The sequence below is a fragment of the Jiangella alba genome (assembly GCF_900106035.1).
GTDB lineage: Bacteria > Actinomycetota > Actinomycetes > Jiangellales > Jiangellaceae > Jiangella > Jiangella alba.
Window position 1 is genome coordinate 3,660,525 of record NZ_FNUC01000004.1, and the last position, 13,984, is coordinate 3,674,508.

Sequence of the window (13,984 nt, forward strand, 5' to 3'; positions counted from 1 at the left end):
GGCTCGCCGATGCTGTGAGATACCCCGACGTCGAATCGGCCGCCCGCCGAGGAAGCGCAGACACCATGTCGAACGAGCTGGACAGCACGGCCCGCCCGGCCGGCCGGCCGTCGCTGGGCTTCGTGGCCGCGGCGACGGCCGTCGCGATCGGCGTGCTCGCACTGGCGGCGGCGACGTGGATGGTGCGCGGCGTGATCATCACCGTCGCGGCCGCCCTGCTGCTCGCCGCGGGCCTGGAACCGCAGGTCCGGGCCGTGCAGCGGCGGGTCGGACGGCGCGGGACCGCCGTGCTCGTCGTGGTCGCCGCGATCTTCGCCGGGCTCGTGCTGTTCGTGACGCTGGCGCTGCGGCCGGCCATCGACCAGGCCGCGGAGCTCGTCGACGACCTGCCCGCCCTGCTCGACCGGCTGTCCCAGCGCTTCGGCGGTTCGGCCCTCGCCGACCACCTCGCCAGCCCGGAGTTCGAGCAGCAGGTGCGCGGCGCCCTCGACGACGTCGTGGCGTTCGCCGCGAGCTCGCTGGGCGCGGCGTTCGGCGTCCTGGGCAGCGTCGTCGGCGTCGTCTTCACCGGCTTCACCGTCGCCGCGACGACGGTCTACGCGATGCTGGCGCTGCCGCGGATCAGGGCGTTCGCCGGGCGGGCGGCGGGCGACCCCGAACGCGTCGCCGTCGTGGGCGAGGTCTTCCGCCGGGTCGGCGGCTACGTGACCGGCCAGCTGGGCATCTGCGCGTGCGCCGGCATCGCGTCGGCGATCTTCTTCGTGATCGTCGGCCTGCCGTACGCGGCGCTGCTGGCGCTGATCGTCGCGGTCCTCGACGCGGTGCCGCAGGTCGGCGCCACCCTGGCGGCCGTCGTCGCGGTGCTCGTCGCACTGACCGTCGGCTTCGGCACCGCCGTCGCCGTGGCGGTGTTCTTCATCGCCTACCAGCAGCTCGAGAACTTCGTCATCGCACCGCGCGTGTTCGCGTCGGCGGTGTCGCTGACGCCGATGACGGTGTTCCTCGCGGTGCTCGCGGGCGGCGCCCTCGCCGGGTTCGTCGGCGCGATCCTCGCCCTCCCGGTCACGGCGGCCGTGACCGTCGTCCTCCGCTACGTCTTCCGGCGCCGGCTCGCCGAGGCGCATCCGGTCGAGCCGGGCGACGAGGCCCGCCTGAACGGCCATCGCGACTGATGGCGCAGCGGTCCCGGCTCCCGGTCACCGCGGTTGCCCGGCTGGTGGGTTCGCTGGCCGGCGGTGTGCTCGCCGGTGCGCTGGTGACCTGGTGGGCCGACGCCACCGTGGGGGCGCTGGCCGGTATCGCCGTCGCGGCCGGGGTGTTCGTCGTCGCGGGGTGGGCGACGTTGTGGTCGCTCGACCCGGCCGCCACCCGGGCGAGCGTGCGACGCGAGGAGCTGCGCCCGCTGGTCGACGAGCTGGTGGTGGTCGCCGCGGCGCTGTGCGGTCTGGCCGCCGTGGTGGTGTTGCTGGTCGTCGGGGAGTCCTCGGCCGGTGCCGGGCCGGCGGCCGCGGCGCTGGCCGCCGTCCTGCTGTCGTGGGGCGCCCTGCACCTGATGTACGCGACGCGGTACGCGTTCCTCTACTACTCGAGCCCGGACGGCGGCATCGACTTCAACGCGCCGGACCCGCCCTGCTACCGCGACTTCCTGTACTTCAGCTACAACCTCGGCATGACGTACCAGGTGTCCGACACCGCCGTGACCAGCACCGTCGTCCGGTCGGTGGTGCTGCGCCACTGCCTGCTGTCGTACGCGTTCGGCGCGATGATCCTCGCCACGACGATCAACCTCGTCGTCGGAATCGTCAGCGCCTGACGCCCGCCACGAACGCGACGACGTCGGCGGCGACCCGCTCCGGCCGCTCCCACAGCACGAGGTGGCCGGTGCCCTCGTACGTCACCAGACGACTGCCCTCGATCGCCGCCGCCAGCTCACGGCCCTGACCGGCGGGCAGCACGTCGTCGTCGCCGCCCCAGAGGATCAGCGTGGGGACGGCGATCGGGCCGCGCCGGATCGGCGGCACGGCGCCGACCAGGCCGTCGAGGACGGCGCGCCACACCCGGCGGGGGATGGTCAGCGCGGCGGCCAGCTGGTCGTCGAGGTACCCGGCCGGCACCGCGACGTGCAGCGGCAGCGCACCGGTGAGCGCCTCGGCGTCGGCCCGGGTCACCGGGTCGTGCAACGACGCCAGCGGACCGGCGAGAGCAGCCGGCACGGGGCCGCGCAGATCGCTGGGCGCCCCGATCAGCACCAGGCCGCGCACCCGGCCGGGGTGGTCCACCGCGACCTGCTGGGCGACGTACCCGCCGCTGGACGTCCCGGCCAGCCAGCAGGTGTCCAGTCCCAGCGCGTCGAGCAGCGCGACGGCGTCGGCGGCGGCGTCGGCCAGCGTGTAGCCGCCGGCCGGTGCCGTGCTGGCGCCGACGCCGCGCTGGTCGGGGACGACGAGCCGCAGCGAACGGGGGAGCAGCGGCACGAGGCGGTCGAAGACCCGGTGCGTCTCGCCCCACGCGTGCAGCAGCAGCACCGGCTCGCCGCCGGCGTCGCCGTGCTGGTGGACGGCCAGCTCCGCGCCCGTCGGGAGCGCGATCCGCATGACACCATCATGCGCCCACCCGGCGGCCGTCACCGCCCATCCGCGGATCGTGGGACGGGTCGGGGTACATCGCCGGGGGTCCGTCGACGGCGGCGTCGGGGAGCAGCTCGAAGTGCCAGGGCTCGTTGCGGTAGATCTGGCACAGTCCGTACCGGGCGCCGTGCTCGGACAGCCACGCCCTGGCCGCGGCCGGCCCGATGTCGATCGCGTGCCCCGCCACGTGCGGCGACGTGTCCGGGGTGGCGACCCAGCGGGCGGCCTCCTCGGCCGAGCCGTGCTCCGCGACCGCGCGGCGCAGCAGCCGCTCCTGGTAGTCCGGCGAACGCCAGCCGCTGTTGACGGTGAACCGGACGCCGTCGCGCGCGGCGTCCGCCGCCGCCCGGCGCAGCGCCCGGAGCAGGCCGGGGTCGAGGTTGGCGACGCCGGGATACCGGTCGTCGAACACCGTCACGCCGCTGGGAAGGGCGCCGGCGTCGGCGGGCCGGGTCGTCGTCAGGGCCGGTTCGGTGGAGGACATGGCCCCAGTCAAGGCAGCGCGGTGTTGCCGTCGCGTATGCGGTTTTCGATACGCGGGCGATAGCACCCGGCTCGTAGCATCGGGACCATGCGTGTGCTGGTCGTCGAGGACGAACCCTTCCTTGCGGAGGCCATCCGCGACGGCCTGCGCCTCGAGGCCATCGCCGCCGACGTCGCCGGCGAGGGCGACGCCGCGCTGGAGCTGCTCGGCGTCAACGCCTACGACATCGCCGTCCTCGATCGCGACATCCCGGGGCCCTCCGGCGACGAGATCGCCCGCCGCATCGTCGCGTCCGGCAGCGGCATGCCGATCCTCATGCTCACCGCCGCCGACCGGCTCGACGACAAGGCCTCCGGGTTCGAGCTCGGCGCCGACGACTACCTCACCAAACCGTTCGACCTGCAGGAACTCGTGCTCAGACTCAGGGCGCTGGACCGCCGGCGCGCGTACAACCGGCCGCCGGTGCGCGAGCTGGCCGGGCTGCGGCTGGACCCGTTCCGCCGCGAGGTCTACCGCGGCGGGCGCTACGTGGCGCTGACCAGGAAGCAGTTCGCCGTGCTCGAGGTGCTCGTCGGGGCCGAGGGCGGCGTCGTCAGCGCCGAGCAGCTGCTGGAGCGGGCCTGGGACGAGAACGCCGACCCGTTCACGAACGCGGTGCGCATCACGGTGTCGGCGCTGCGCAAGCGGCTCGGCGAGCCCTGGCTGATCGCGACGGTGCCCGGCGTCGGCTACCGCATCGACACCGGCGACCGGGACGAGCGTGGCTAGGCCGCCCGGCCTGAGTGTGCGGGTCAAGCTCACGCTCAGCTACGCCGGCTTCCTCATGATCGCCGGTGTGCTGCTGCTCGCCGCGTCGTGGGTGTACCTCATGCGCGACGCGCCGCTGCGCACGCTCGTACCGGACTTCTCCAACCTGCCGCTCGCGCTCAACCCGCGCAACCGCGGCCCGGCCGTCTTCGGCCCGGTGGCGGCCGCGATGCTGCTGTTCCTGCTGGTCTTCGGGCTGGTCGGCGGCTGGATCCTGGCCGGGCGCATGCTGTCCCCGCTGACCCGCATCACCGACGCCACCCGCAAGGCCGCGACGGGATCGCTCTCACACCGCATCGAGCTGGAGGGCCGCAACGACGAGTTCCGCGAGCTGGCCGACGCCTTCGACCGCATGCTCCAGCGGCTCGAGGCGCACGTCGCCGAGCAGCGGCGCTTCGCCGCCAACGCCTCGCACGAGCTGCGCACCCCGCTGGCGGTCAGCCAGATCCTGCTCGACGTCGCCCGCGCCGACCCCGACCACGACACCGACCGGCTGGTCGAGCGCCTGCACGCCGTCAACCTCCGCGCCATCGACCTCACCGAGGCGCTGATCCTGTTCAGCCGGGCCGACCAGCGCTCGTTCGCACGCGAGCGGGTCGACCTGTCGCTGCTCGCGGAGGAGGCGGCCGAAACGCTGCTGCCGCTCGCCGAGGAGCGCGGCCGCACCATCGAGACGTCCGGCGACGCCGCGGCGGCCGTCGGCTCGCATCCGCTGCTGCTGCAGCTGACGACGAACCTCGTGCACAACGCGATCGTGCACAACCTGCCCGACGACGGCACGGTGTGGATCACGACCGGCGCGCACGACGGCGCCGTCACCCTCACCGTCGAGAACACCGGCGCGCCGCTCTCGCCGCGGCAGGTCTCGACCCTCACCGAACCGTTCCAGCGCGGCGTCGACCGCGTCCGCGGCGACCACGAGGGCACGGGCCTCGGCCTGGCCATCGTCACGAGCATCGCCCAGGCGCACGACGGCACCCTCACCCTCACCCCGCGCGACACCGGAGGGCTGCGCGTCACGCTGCGGTTGCCCGCCGCGCCGTCTCACGTGATGGGGAAGTCGAAGTAGGTGTCGGGGTAGGGCTCGTCGCGCAGCGTGTAGTGCCACCACTCGACGTCGTAGCGGACGAAGCCGCTGGCCTCCATGACGGAGCAGAGGTAGCGGCGGTTCCTCGCCTCGGCCTGCGTGATGCCCGTCGCGCCGTGGTGGGAGATCGAGTCCATCAGGTCGTGGTCGCCGCCCATGGGGGCGAGCTCACCGGTCACCAGCTGATAGAGGGTGAGATCGACGCTGCTGCCGCGGCTGTGGCCGGACCGGGCCGACACGTAGCCCCGCTCGACCATCTCGGGACGGTCGAGGTTCGGGTAGTGCCGCAGCTTCGTCCGTCCGTCCTCGGGCTGCTTCGACCAGTTCAGGAAGCTGTCGACGGCCCGCTGCGGGCGGTAGGCGTCCCAGAGCACCAGGCCGAAGCCGAGCGCCTCGGCCCGGACGCGGGCTCGACGCAGCGCCGCACACAGCGCCGTGGTGCCGACGATGCGGTTGGCCAGGTAGCCGTCCACCGGCTTGCCGGTGAAGTTGTCCCAGGTGGCGTACTTGGCGTCCCAGCGGATGCCGGGCACGTGCTCGTCCACGACGACGAAGTCAGCGGTCATCGGCGTGGTCCTCCAGCGCCAGCGACACGATGCGGTCGAGCACGTCGGCCATCGGCCTCCCCGCGGCCGCCATCATCCGCGGGTAGCGGCTGTACGACGTCATGCCGGGGAACGTGTTGACCTCGTTGAGGACCACCGTGCCGTCGCCGCGGAGGAACAGGTCCACGCGCGCGAGCCCACGGCAGCCGAGGGCGCGGTAGACGGCCTTCGCGGTCTCCTGGACGAGCCTGCGCGACGCCGCCGGGATGTCGGCGGGCACGATCGGGGTCGAGTTGTCGGACCCGGACTCGGGCGTGCTCTCCTGGTGGATCCGGAAGAAGCCGTGGGACAGCGCGATGTGGTCGACCTCGCCCACGGTGAGGTCCGTACCGTTCCCCAGCACGGCGCAGCCGATCTCGCTGCCGGCGACCGCCTCCTCGATCACCACCTTCGAGTCGTACCGCCGCGCCGCGTCGACCGCGTCGGCCAGGTCCGCTTCGCTCGTCACCTTGCTGACCCCGAACGACGACCCGGACCGGGCCGGCTTCACGAAGACGGGGTAGGTCAGCGCGCCGCCATCGGGCTTCTCGTCGGCCAGGACGGTCCAGAACCGCGGCGTCGCGATGCCCGCGCTCGCGGCGACGACATAGGCGAGCGACTTGTCCATGCAGACGGCGGAGCTCTGGACGTCGCAGCCGGCGTAGGGGATGCCGGAGAGCTCCAGCAGGCCCTGCATCGCGCCGTCCTCGCCGAGCTTGCCGTGCAGCACCGGCAGCACGACGTCCAGGCGGATGGTCTCGTAGCGTCCCTCGTCCAGCACGATCAGCCCGTGGACGCCGCGGTCCGGCGACAGCACCGCCGGGCGCGCCCCGTCCTCCCAGCCCTCGCCGGGCCCGTCGCAGAGCGTCCAGGCGCCGGTCGTCGTGATGCCGATCCATATCGTTTCGTACCGGCGCGGATCGAGATTCGCCGCGACCTCCCGCGCGGACTTGACGGAGATCGGGTGCTCCTCGGACACGCCGCCGAAGACGACGCCGACCTTCAACCTCTTCATGCCGTTTCCCCACTCTCGAAGTTGACGCAGTTGATGAGACTGTTCTCGACCGTGTCGCTCAGGGCGTGGTCGGTGTAGTAGGCGGTGTGCGGGCTGATCAGCACGTTCGGCAGCTCCTGCAGCCGCAGCCAGGTCTTGCTCTCGATCGGGCGGTGCCTGCGGTCGGCGTAGAAGATGCCTTCCTCGCCCTCGAGGACGTCCAGCGCCGCGCCGCCCAGGCGCCCGCTCTCCAGCGCCCGGAGCAGCGCCTCGGTGTCGACCAGTGGGCCGCGTCCGGTGTTGACGACGATCGCGCCGTCCTTCAAGAGCCCGATCCGCCGCTCGTCCAGCAGGTGACGGGTGTCCGCGGTGAGCGGGGTGTGCAGCGTGACGATGTCGCTGTGCCGCAGCAACCGGTCGAGCGGGACGTCAGCGGGGCTCCGGTCGCGGGCCAGCACCCGGCAGCCGAAGCCCCGCAGCCGGTCGACGACCGCGGCGCCGATGCGTCCCGTCCCGACCACCCCGACGGTGACGTCGCGCAGCTCCCGCCCGCGCACGTCGCCGAGCCGGTAGTCGTGCACGTCGGCGCGGCGCAGCACCGACTTGGCGCCGCGCAGCGCCATCAGCATGAGCATCAGCGTGTAATCGGCGACGCTGTCGGGGGAGTACGCGACGTTGCCGACGGCGATGCCGACGCTGCGCGCGTAGCCGACGTCGATGTGGTCGTAGCCGATGCTCCGGGTCGAGACGTACCCGACGCCGGTCCGGCCGAGCGCGCGCAGCGTGGCGTTCGTGACCCGGTGCTGGTGGCCGACGCTGACGCAGCGGTTGCCGCGGGCCAGGCCGGCGGTCGCCTCGGCGGGCGGCTCCGCCGTGATCGTCGGCACGACGCCGAAGCCCGGCGCCAGCCGCCGGAACAGCGCGGCCTCGTCCGGGCCGCAGCCGTAGACCGTGATACCCGTTCGGGCTGGTTCGCGCTGGCTCACGCCGTCAAGTCAAGGCGGCGCGGTGTTGCCGTCGCGTATGGGGAAATCGATACGCCGGCGATATGCGCCGGCGGGCAGGTGCGTGCGCCGCTTTGCAATGAGCACCGATACGCACCGCTGCCGATGGCTCAGACCAGCGGGCCGCCGTCGGTGGTGTCGTAGCGCCTGATGTCCAGGTGGGTGGGCGTCGCGGACTTCGGGCCCCGGGCGCGCCGGCGCCAGGCCTTCAGCGCGTCCGCGTCGCGCCACACCTCGACGACGTTGACGCGCTCGGGGTCGACGGAGTCGGCGGTGATGGCGATGTGAACGCAGCCGTCGGTGCCGCGGGCGCGCGTGACGAGGCCACGGAAGGCCGCGACGAAGGCGTCGCGCTCGTCGGCGGCGACCAGTTCGTGGCCGGCGATGATGATCATGTCTGCTCCTCCGGGGTCGTCAGGCCTTGACGTAGCCGCGGGCCTCGGCGATGCGGCCGGCGCGGACGCGCAGCAGGTTCACCCCGCGGACGTGGTCCTCTTCGCCGTCGCCCCACTGCAGCAGCCACGGCTGGACGGCGAGGTCGCCGTGGATCTCGGCCGGCTCCGGTGTGAACCGCAGCTCCGGGTTCGCCGCCAGCTCGGACCACCGCGCCAGGCACGCCGCGCCGCCCTCGCGCCGGACGCCGTCGGGTGCGGGGCCGGAGTCCTCGATGACGCAGTCGTCGGCGATCAGGCCGGCGAGGAGCGCGGGGTCGTGCGCGCGGAAGGCCTCGTTGTACTGGTCGAGGACCTGGCGGGTGCTGCGCCCGGCGCCGGCGGTGCTTGCGGCGTCGGGGGCCAGCGGGACGCCGCCGGTCTTGCTGTAGGCGAGCGCCTCGACGATCAGGCCGTCGCGCACCCGCAGCAGCGTCACGCCGCGCACGGAGCCGTCCGGGCCGGCGCCGAAGCGGTAGCGCCAGCGGATGGTCGCCCGCTCACCGGCGACGGCGACGTCCTCGGGCTCGAACCGGGTGGTGCGGTCGGCGGCGAGCTCGCGCCAGAACGTCAGGCAGGCCTCCCGGCCCACGTAGCGGGCGCCGTCGGGGGCCGGCTGGATGGCGTCCATCACGCAGCCGGCCCCGACCAGCTCGGTGAGCGCCTCGGCGTCGTGGTCCAGGAACGCGCGGTTGAAACGGTCGACGGTGTCGGCCGTCGTGCGAGTCGTCGTCGGCATGTCGGGCTCCTTGATAGATAGACCATTCGGTCTATGCACCATATAGACCGGTCGATCTACTGGTCAAGTAGAGTGGGGTCCGTGACCACACGCACGGTGCCGGGACCGCGTGAGCGCCTGCTGGCCGCGGCCAAGGAGCTGACCTACGAGCAGGGCGTCTCCGTGGGCGTCGATGCCCTGCTCAAACGGGCGAACGTGGCCCGGCGGTCGCTCTACGAGCACTTCGGCGGCAAGGACGGGCTGATCACCGAGGTGCTGCGGGTGAGCGCCGACGAGGACGAGGCCGCGTACCGGCGGGCCATGCTGGCCGCGGGCGACGACCCGCGCGGCCGCCTGCTGGCGATCTTCGACTGGCTCGACGGCGTCATCCAGGAGCCCGACTTCCGCGGCTGCCGCTACCTCGCCGCGGAGCTCGCCCTGGCGCCGGACCACCCGGCGCACGCGGTCACGCGGCGGTATCGCGAGCGGGTGCACGACCTCCTGGCGACCGAGCTGCGCGCCCTCGGCCACCCCCGGCCGGACCCGGCGGCCGCGCAGCTGTTCCTCCTCATCGACGGCGCCCTCGCCGTCGGCGCCACCCGCCCCGCCGCCCACCCGGCCGCCGCCGCCCGCCAGCTCGCCGACCACGTCATCGGCGGCTGACGCCCGGTTGCCGGCGGCTGGCGGGCGGATCGGCGCCGGGCGGTTGGGTGTCGGGCGACCGGCCGCGCGGATGCCGCCGACGGCCGCGCTGTCCGCGGTGTAGGGAGGGTCTTGACGGGGCGGGAAGGCATGCGCGAATCTGAGCGACATCTCTCCTATTCGGTCAGGAGTATGCAGATGCGCTCTCGCCTTCTCGCTTTGTCGGGTATGGCCGCTCTGATCGCCGCGCTACTGGCGGCCGCACCGGCCAGCAGCCAGGAACCGGCCGGCGCCGCGGACACCGAGGCCGGCGCCGTCGTCTGGCTGCCGACCGGGTCGTTCGCCAGCTCCTCGCTCGTCCGGGTCGGCCGCGACGCGGTGCCGGGCGCCGCGCTCGCGGGCGACCAGGTGCTGCGGCTCGAGACCCCGGCCGGCGGGCGCGGGTCGGCGCAGCTGGCGGTGCACGCGCCGGCCGGGCTGGACGACCTGACGGTGTCGGTGGACCGGCCGCGGTCCCGGCACGGCGGCACGCTGCCGGCCGGCGCCGTCCAGGTGCGCTACCCGGAGTTCATCCCGTTCGACTCCGGCGGCGTCATCGCCGACCCGCTGCGCGAGGTCCCCGCCGTCGACGTCGAGAGCGGCACCAGCCAGCCGGTGTGGTTCAGCGTCGACGTCCCGGCCGGCGCGGCGCCCGGCGTCTACACCGCGGCGGTGCAGATCGGCACGGCCACGGGCGGCATCGGCACGTGGACGCTGCAGGTCGTGGTCGCGGACGTCGCGCTGGACCCGATGGCGGACCGGCCGTTCATCCTGGACCTCTGGGCGCATCCCGACGCGGTCGCCGACCAGACCGGCACGGCGCTGTGGAGCGAGGAGCACTGGACGGCCATGCGGCCGTACCTGAGCGACCTCGCCGAGCACGGGCAGCGCGTCGTCAACGTCGCCGTCACCGAGGACCCGTGGATGGTGACCCACGACGGGCAGTGGCGGCCGCAGACGTGGAGCCACTTCGCGTCGACGGTCGAGTGGCGGTGGGACGGCGAGCGCTTCGACTTCGACTTCGGCGTCTTCGACCGGTACGTCGAGGAGTCGCGGGCGGCGGGCATCGGCGAGCGCATCCACGCCTTCGCGATGCTCCAGTTCGACCACCGCGAGCGGTTCGTCTACACCGACACCCGCACCGGCGAGCGAGTGGTCGAGGAGGTCGACCTCGGCGACGCGCGCTACCGCGAGGGCTGGGGCCAGTTCCTCGGCGCGTTCTCCGAGCACCTGACCGAGAAGGGCTGGTTCGGCGACGCCTCGCTCGGCTTCGACGAACGGCCGGCCAACGAAATGGCCACCGTCTTCGACGTGCTCGAGGACGAGGCGCCGCAGTGGCTGGGCAAGATCGCTGTGGCCGCCAACAGCCTCGACGTCCAGGACTACGCCGACTACGTCAGCTACAACTACTCGTTCCTCGACAGCGTGCCCGACGAGGACATCGCCCGGCGCAAGGCCGAGGGCAAGCCGACGCTGTTCTACACCTACATGAACCCGCTGCGGCCCAACACCGTCACCGCGTCGCCGCCGGTCTCGGCCCGCGTGCTCGGCTGGGTGGTCGCGCAGCGCGACCTCGACGGCTTCCTGCGGTGGACGTACAACTCGTGGCCGCAGGACGTGCACGACGACCCCAGCTTCCGGTACGGCCAGGGCGACGAGTACATCGTCTACCCGGGCGCCGACGGGCCGGTGTCGTCGATCCGCTGGGAGGCGTTCGCCGACGGTCTCGACGACGCCGAGCTGCTGCGGCTGTACGCCGAGCGGAACGGCCGCGACGACGCCGTCTTCACCGAGGTCCTCGACGCGATCGACCCGCGGGCCGAGAGCACCCCGGCGGCGTGGTCGGCCATGCTGCTGGGCCGGCGCGCGGTGCTGGACGGGCTGCTGCCCGACGGCGGTCTCGAGGTCACCGTGTCGCGCACGGACGCCGAGGTGACGCCCGGCGACGTCGTCGACGTCACCGTGACCGCCGTGGCCACCGGCGACCGGCCGGTGCCCGCGCCGCGGCTGGACCTGCCCGGCCAGCCGGGGTGGTCCGCGCGCGTGGTGTCCGGTCCGGCGCCGGGCGCGCTGCTGCCGGGGGAGCAGGCGACGTGGCAGCTCCAGGTCAGCGTCCACGACGACGCCGGCGCCTACCTCTACCTCGGCGGCGCGGTGACCGACCCGGCCGGCCGGCTGCTGGCCGGGTTCGCGACCGACCTCACCGTCCGGCCGCCGGTCGAGCTGACCGCGCCGCCGGCCGCCGCGCCGGCCAGCTCGCCCGACGCCACCAGCCCGGTGACCATCGCGGTGCCCGTCGCCAACGCGTCCAGCCGCGAGCAGACCGTCGAGCTGGCCGTCTCCGGACTCGGCTTCTGGCAGGTCGTGACGCCGCCGGCGCCGGTGACGCTGCCGCCCGGCGGCACGGCCGACCTCTCGGTGCAGCTCAGCCCGGGCGGGCGCACCGGCTGGACCACCGTGGACGTCGAGGTGCGCCACGGCGGCGCCGCGGTCGGCGGCGGGCGGGTCGACGTCGTCTCCGGCGGCCGGCACGTGTCCGACTGGGACTGGGTGTCCGAGGCCAACGGCTGGGGCCCGGCCGAACGCGACGCCAGCAACGGCGAGGACCAGCCCGGCGACGGCGCCAGAATGACGATCGGCGGCCGCCAGTACGGCAAGGGCATCGGCGCGCACGCGGCCTCCCGCATCGTCCTCGACCTCGCCGGACGGTGCAGCCGGTTCCAGACCGACATCGGCGTCGACGACGAGGTCGCCGGCGGCAGCGTCCGGTTCCGGGTCGAGGCGGACGGCCGCGAGCTCTACGTGTCGCCGGTCATGACCGGCTCGGCCGCGGCCCGCTGGGTCGACGTCGACGTGACCGGTGTGCGCACACTGGCGCTCGTCGTCGACGACGCGGGCAACGGCAACGGGCAGGACCACGCCGACTGGGCCGGCGCCTGGCTGCGCTGCACCCCGGACTGAGGAACGCGGTCAGGCCGGCGCGGGCGCGATGGTGGCGGCCGCGTCGGCCAGCGCCGCCAGCAGAGCAGCCGTGGCGGGCGGGTCGGGCGGCTCGCCGTACGTGGCCGCGTAGATGTGCTGGCGCGAGCCGGGCAGCTCGCTGGCCTCGATGCCATCGGCGCGGTGGGCGCGCAGGGCCAGCCCGGGGCTGGTCGTGACGCCCAGGCCGGCGACGACGAGGGCCTGCATGACGACCATGTCGTCGGAGGTGTAGCCGATGCGCGGCTCGAACCCCTCGTCGGCGCAGATGGACAGCAGGTGGATGCGGCACCGGTCGCAGCCGGCGATCCAGGTGGCGTCGCGCTGCGACGACAGCGTCTGCCCGGGGCTGGTCGACAGCAGGTACAGCGGGTCGTCGAGCAGGTGGTGCAGGCGGACGTGCGGCGGCTCGGGCTCGGTGTCGTCGTAGCGGAAGATGATCGCGACGTCGATGGCGCCGGTGCGCAGCAGCTCCAGCGCCTCCGGCGGCTGGGTGTCGGTGAGGCCGATCCGCAGCCCGGGATGCTGGTCGGCCAGCGCCGCCACCGCCCGCGGGATGAGCGAGCCGATGACGGACGAGAAGCTGGCCAGGCGCACCCGCCCGGCGCTCAGCCCGACGTGCGCGGACAGCTCGGCGTCGGCGGCGTCGATGCGCCCGAGGATCTCCGCCGCCCGCGACGCCAGCAGCCGCCCGGCGGGGGTGAGCCGGACCCCGCGGCCGGCGCGTTGCAGCAGCTGCGCGCCGGTCTCGGCCTCGAGCCGGGCGAGGTGGTGGCTGACGGTCGGCTGCGTGTAGTGCAGCTCCTTCGCCACCGCCGTGACCGAGCCGAGCCGCGCGAGCGCGTCGATGACCCGCAGCCGGGTGACGTCGAGCATGCATCGACCCCCTCTATGGGACAGCGAGACCATTGACATTAGACGTATGAGTCGATCCGGCGCACGCTCGGTCCATGGCACTCGCTCGCGTTCACAACTTCGCCATCTCCCTCGATGGCTACGGCACCGGTGAGGGGCAGAGCGCCGACGCGCACTTCGGCCACGCCGGCGACCGGCTGCACCAGTGGATGTTCGCGACCCGCTGGTGGGACCCGGGCGGCAGCGGCGGCGTCGACGACGCGTACGTCCAGCGGCACGACCCCGGCATCGGCGCCGAGATCATGGGCGCCGGGAAGTGGGGCCACCCCGGCTGGCAGGACGACCCGGACTGGAAGGGCGCCTGGGGCCCCAACCCGCCGTTCCACACGCCGGTCTTCGTGCTCACCCACCACACCCGCCCGCCGATCGAGATGGAGGGCGGCACCACCTTCCACTTCCTCGACGCGTCGCCGGCCGAGGCGCTGGCGGCGGCCCGCGAGGCCGCGGACGGCAAGGACGTGCGCATCGGCGGCGGCCCGACGACGATCCGCGAGTTCCTCGCCGCCGGGCTGATCGACCAGCTGCACGTGGCGATCGTCCCGATCCTGCTGGGCCGCGGCGTGCGCCTCTGGGACGGGCTGGAGGGCCTGGAGCAGGACTACCGGGTCGAGGCCACCTCGTCGCCGAGCGGCGTCACGCACGTGACGTTCACCCGCGCGGGCTCCTGAGCGGG

At 73.8% G+C, this 13,984-nt stretch carries 15 protein-coding genes; 7 read left to right on the plus strand and 8 right to left on the minus strand.

What is annotated here, in order from left to right:
• The first annotated feature begins 65 nt into the window (after positions 1 to 65).
• Complete coding sequence (locus tag BLV02_RS34575) at positions 66 to 1,172, plus strand: AI-2E family transporter (RefSeq protein WP_069111327.1); 1,107 nt, start codon at positions 66 to 68, stop codon at positions 1,170 to 1,172.
• Complete coding sequence (locus BLV02_RS34580; protein WP_069111326.1) at positions 1,172 to 1,813, plus strand: DUF1345 domain-containing protein; 642 nt, start codon at positions 1,172 to 1,174, stop codon at positions 1,811 to 1,813. The genes BLV02_RS34575 and BLV02_RS34580 overlap by 1 nt, the downstream gene beginning before the upstream one ends.
• Here BLV02_RS34580 and BLV02_RS34585 read toward each other — a convergent pair.
• Both BLV02_RS34585 and BLV02_RS34590 read right to left on the minus strand, forming a co-directional pair.
• Positions 1,803 to 2,594 carry an alpha/beta fold hydrolase gene (locus BLV02_RS34585; RefSeq protein WP_069111325.1) on the minus strand — a complete coding sequence of 264 codons (792 nt, stop codon included), beginning with the start codon at positions 2,592 to 2,594 and terminating at the stop codon, positions 1,803 to 1,805. The two genes, BLV02_RS34580 and BLV02_RS34585, sit on opposite strands and share 11 nt — an antisense overlap.
• A 7-nt stretch (positions 2,595 to 2,601) precedes the next feature.
• Positions 2,602 to 3,111: a M15 family metallopeptidase gene (locus BLV02_RS34590; protein ID WP_069111324.1), complete on the minus strand. Its 510-nt coding sequence runs from the start codon at positions 3,109 to 3,111 to the stop codon at positions 2,602 to 2,604.
• A gap of 87 nt (positions 3,112 to 3,198) precedes the next feature.
• Here BLV02_RS34590 and BLV02_RS34595 point away from each other — a divergent pair, with 87 nt between their 5' ends.
• Positions 3,199 to 3,879 (plus strand): response regulator transcription factor, encoded by a 681-nt coding sequence (locus tag BLV02_RS34595; protein ID WP_069111323.1) that lies wholly within the window; start codon positions 3,199 to 3,201, stop codon positions 3,877 to 3,879.
• Positions 3,872 to 4,987, plus strand: coding sequence for a sensor histidine kinase (locus BLV02_RS34600; RefSeq protein ID WP_069111322.1), 1,116 nt, complete (start codon positions 3,872 to 3,874; stop codon positions 4,985 to 4,987). The genes BLV02_RS34595 and BLV02_RS34600 overlap by 8 nt, the downstream gene beginning before the upstream one ends.
• Here the strand turns inward: BLV02_RS34600 and vanX are convergent.
• The 5 genes from vanX to BLV02_RS34625 form a co-directional block, all read right to left on the minus strand.
• Entirely contained in the window at positions 4,963 to 5,571 is a 609-nt protein-coding gene (vanX, locus tag BLV02_RS34605; RefSeq protein WP_069111321.1) for a D-Ala-D-Ala dipeptidase VanX, read from the minus strand. The two genes, BLV02_RS34600 and vanX, sit on opposite strands and share 25 nt — an antisense overlap.
• Positions 5,561 to 6,604 carry a D-alanine--(R)-lactate ligase gene (gene vanA, locus BLV02_RS34610; RefSeq protein ID WP_069111320.1) on the minus strand — a complete coding sequence of 348 codons (1,044 nt, stop codon included), beginning with the start codon at positions 6,602 to 6,604 and terminating at the stop codon, positions 5,561 to 5,563. Before vanA ends, vanX begins: the two co-directional genes overlap by 11 nt.
• Positions 6,601 to 7,569, minus strand: a complete 969-nt coding sequence (locus BLV02_RS34615; RefSeq protein ID WP_069111319.1) for a D-isomer specific 2-hydroxyacid dehydrogenase family protein — start codon at positions 7,567 to 7,569, stop codon at positions 6,601 to 6,603. Before BLV02_RS34615 ends, vanA begins: the two co-directional genes overlap by 4 nt.
• A 128-nt stretch (positions 7,570 to 7,697) precedes the next feature.
• Positions 7,698 to 7,982, minus strand: coding sequence for a putative quinol monooxygenase (locus BLV02_RS34620; RefSeq protein WP_069111318.1), 285 nt, complete (start codon positions 7,980 to 7,982; stop codon positions 7,698 to 7,700).
• Between the two features lie 19 nt (positions 7,983 to 8,001).
• Positions 8,002 to 8,757: a nuclear transport factor 2 family protein gene (locus BLV02_RS34625; protein ID WP_069111317.1), complete on the minus strand. Its 756-nt coding sequence runs from the start codon at positions 8,755 to 8,757 to the stop codon at positions 8,002 to 8,004.
• 81 nt (positions 8,758 to 8,838) lie between these two features.
• On the opposite strand from BLV02_RS34625, the gene BLV02_RS34630 reads away from it, so the two are divergent.
• Positions 8,839 to 9,399, plus strand: coding sequence for a TetR/AcrR family transcriptional regulator (locus BLV02_RS34630; protein ID WP_074946993.1), 561 nt, complete (start codon positions 8,839 to 8,841; stop codon positions 9,397 to 9,399).
• A 207-nt stretch (positions 9,400 to 9,606) separates the two neighbouring features.
• A complete protein-coding gene (locus BLV02_RS34635; protein WP_069111316.1) occupies positions 9,607 to 12,378 on the plus strand; it encodes a glycoside hydrolase domain-containing protein in 2,772 nt (923 codons plus the stop codon).
• 9 nt (positions 12,379 to 12,387) lie between these two features.
• Here the strand turns inward: BLV02_RS34635 and BLV02_RS34640 are convergent, their stop codons facing one another.
• On the minus strand, positions 12,388 to 13,272 hold the full coding sequence (locus tag BLV02_RS34640) for a LysR family transcriptional regulator (protein ID WP_069111315.1): 885 nt from the start codon (positions 13,270 to 13,272) through the stop codon (positions 12,388 to 12,390).
• Between the two features lie 74 nt (positions 13,273 to 13,346).
• On the opposite strand from BLV02_RS34640, the gene BLV02_RS34645 reads away from it, so the two are divergent.
• Entirely contained in the window at positions 13,347 to 13,979 is a 633-nt protein-coding gene (locus BLV02_RS34645) for a dihydrofolate reductase family protein (RefSeq protein WP_069111314.1), read from the plus strand.
• The last annotated feature ends 5 nt before the right edge of the window (positions 13,980 to 13,984 follow it).

Coding starts and splice junctions, on each gene's coding strand:
- BLV02_RS34575 (WP_069111327.1), top strand. CDS start 66: ATGTCGAACGAGCTGGACAGCACGGCCCGCCCGGCCGGCCGGCCGTCG.
- BLV02_RS34595 (WP_069111323.1), top strand. CDS start 3,199: ATGCGTGTGCTGGTCGTCGAGGACGAACCCTTCCTTGCGGAGGCCATC.
- BLV02_RS34585 (WP_069111325.1), bottom strand. CDS start 2,594: ATGCGGATCGCGCTCCCGACGGGCGCGGAGCTGGCCGTCCACCAGCAC.
- BLV02_RS34645 (WP_069111314.1), top strand. CDS start 13,347: ATGGCACTCGCTCGCGTTCACAACTTCGCCATCTCCCTCGATGGCTAC.
- BLV02_RS34590 (WP_069111324.1), bottom strand. CDS start 3,111: ATGTCCTCCACCGAACCGGCCCTGACGACGACCCGGCCCGCCGACGCC.
- BLV02_RS34620 (WP_069111318.1), bottom strand. CDS start 7,982: ATGATCATCATCGCCGGCCACGAACTGGTCGCCGCCGACGAGCGCGAC.
- BLV02_RS34635 (WP_069111316.1), top strand. CDS start 9,607: ATGGCCGCTCTGATCGCCGCGCTACTGGCGGCCGCACCGGCCAGCAGC.
- BLV02_RS34580 (WP_069111326.1), top strand. CDS start 1,172: ATGGCGCAGCGGTCCCGGCTCCCGGTCACCGCGGTTGCCCGGCTGGTG.
- BLV02_RS34625 (WP_069111317.1), bottom strand. CDS start 8,757: ATGCCGACGACGACTCGCACGACGGCCGACACCGTCGACCGTTTCAAC.
- vanA (WP_069111320.1), bottom strand. CDS start 6,604: ATGAAGAGGTTGAAGGTCGGCGTCGTCTTCGGCGGCGTGTCCGAGGAG.
- vanX (WP_069111321.1), bottom strand. CDS start 5,571: ATGACCGCTGACTTCGTCGTCGTGGACGAGCACGTGCCCGGCATCCGC.
- BLV02_RS34640 (WP_069111315.1), bottom strand. CDS start 13,272: ATGCTCGACGTCACCCGGCTGCGGGTCATCGACGCGCTCGCGCGGCTC.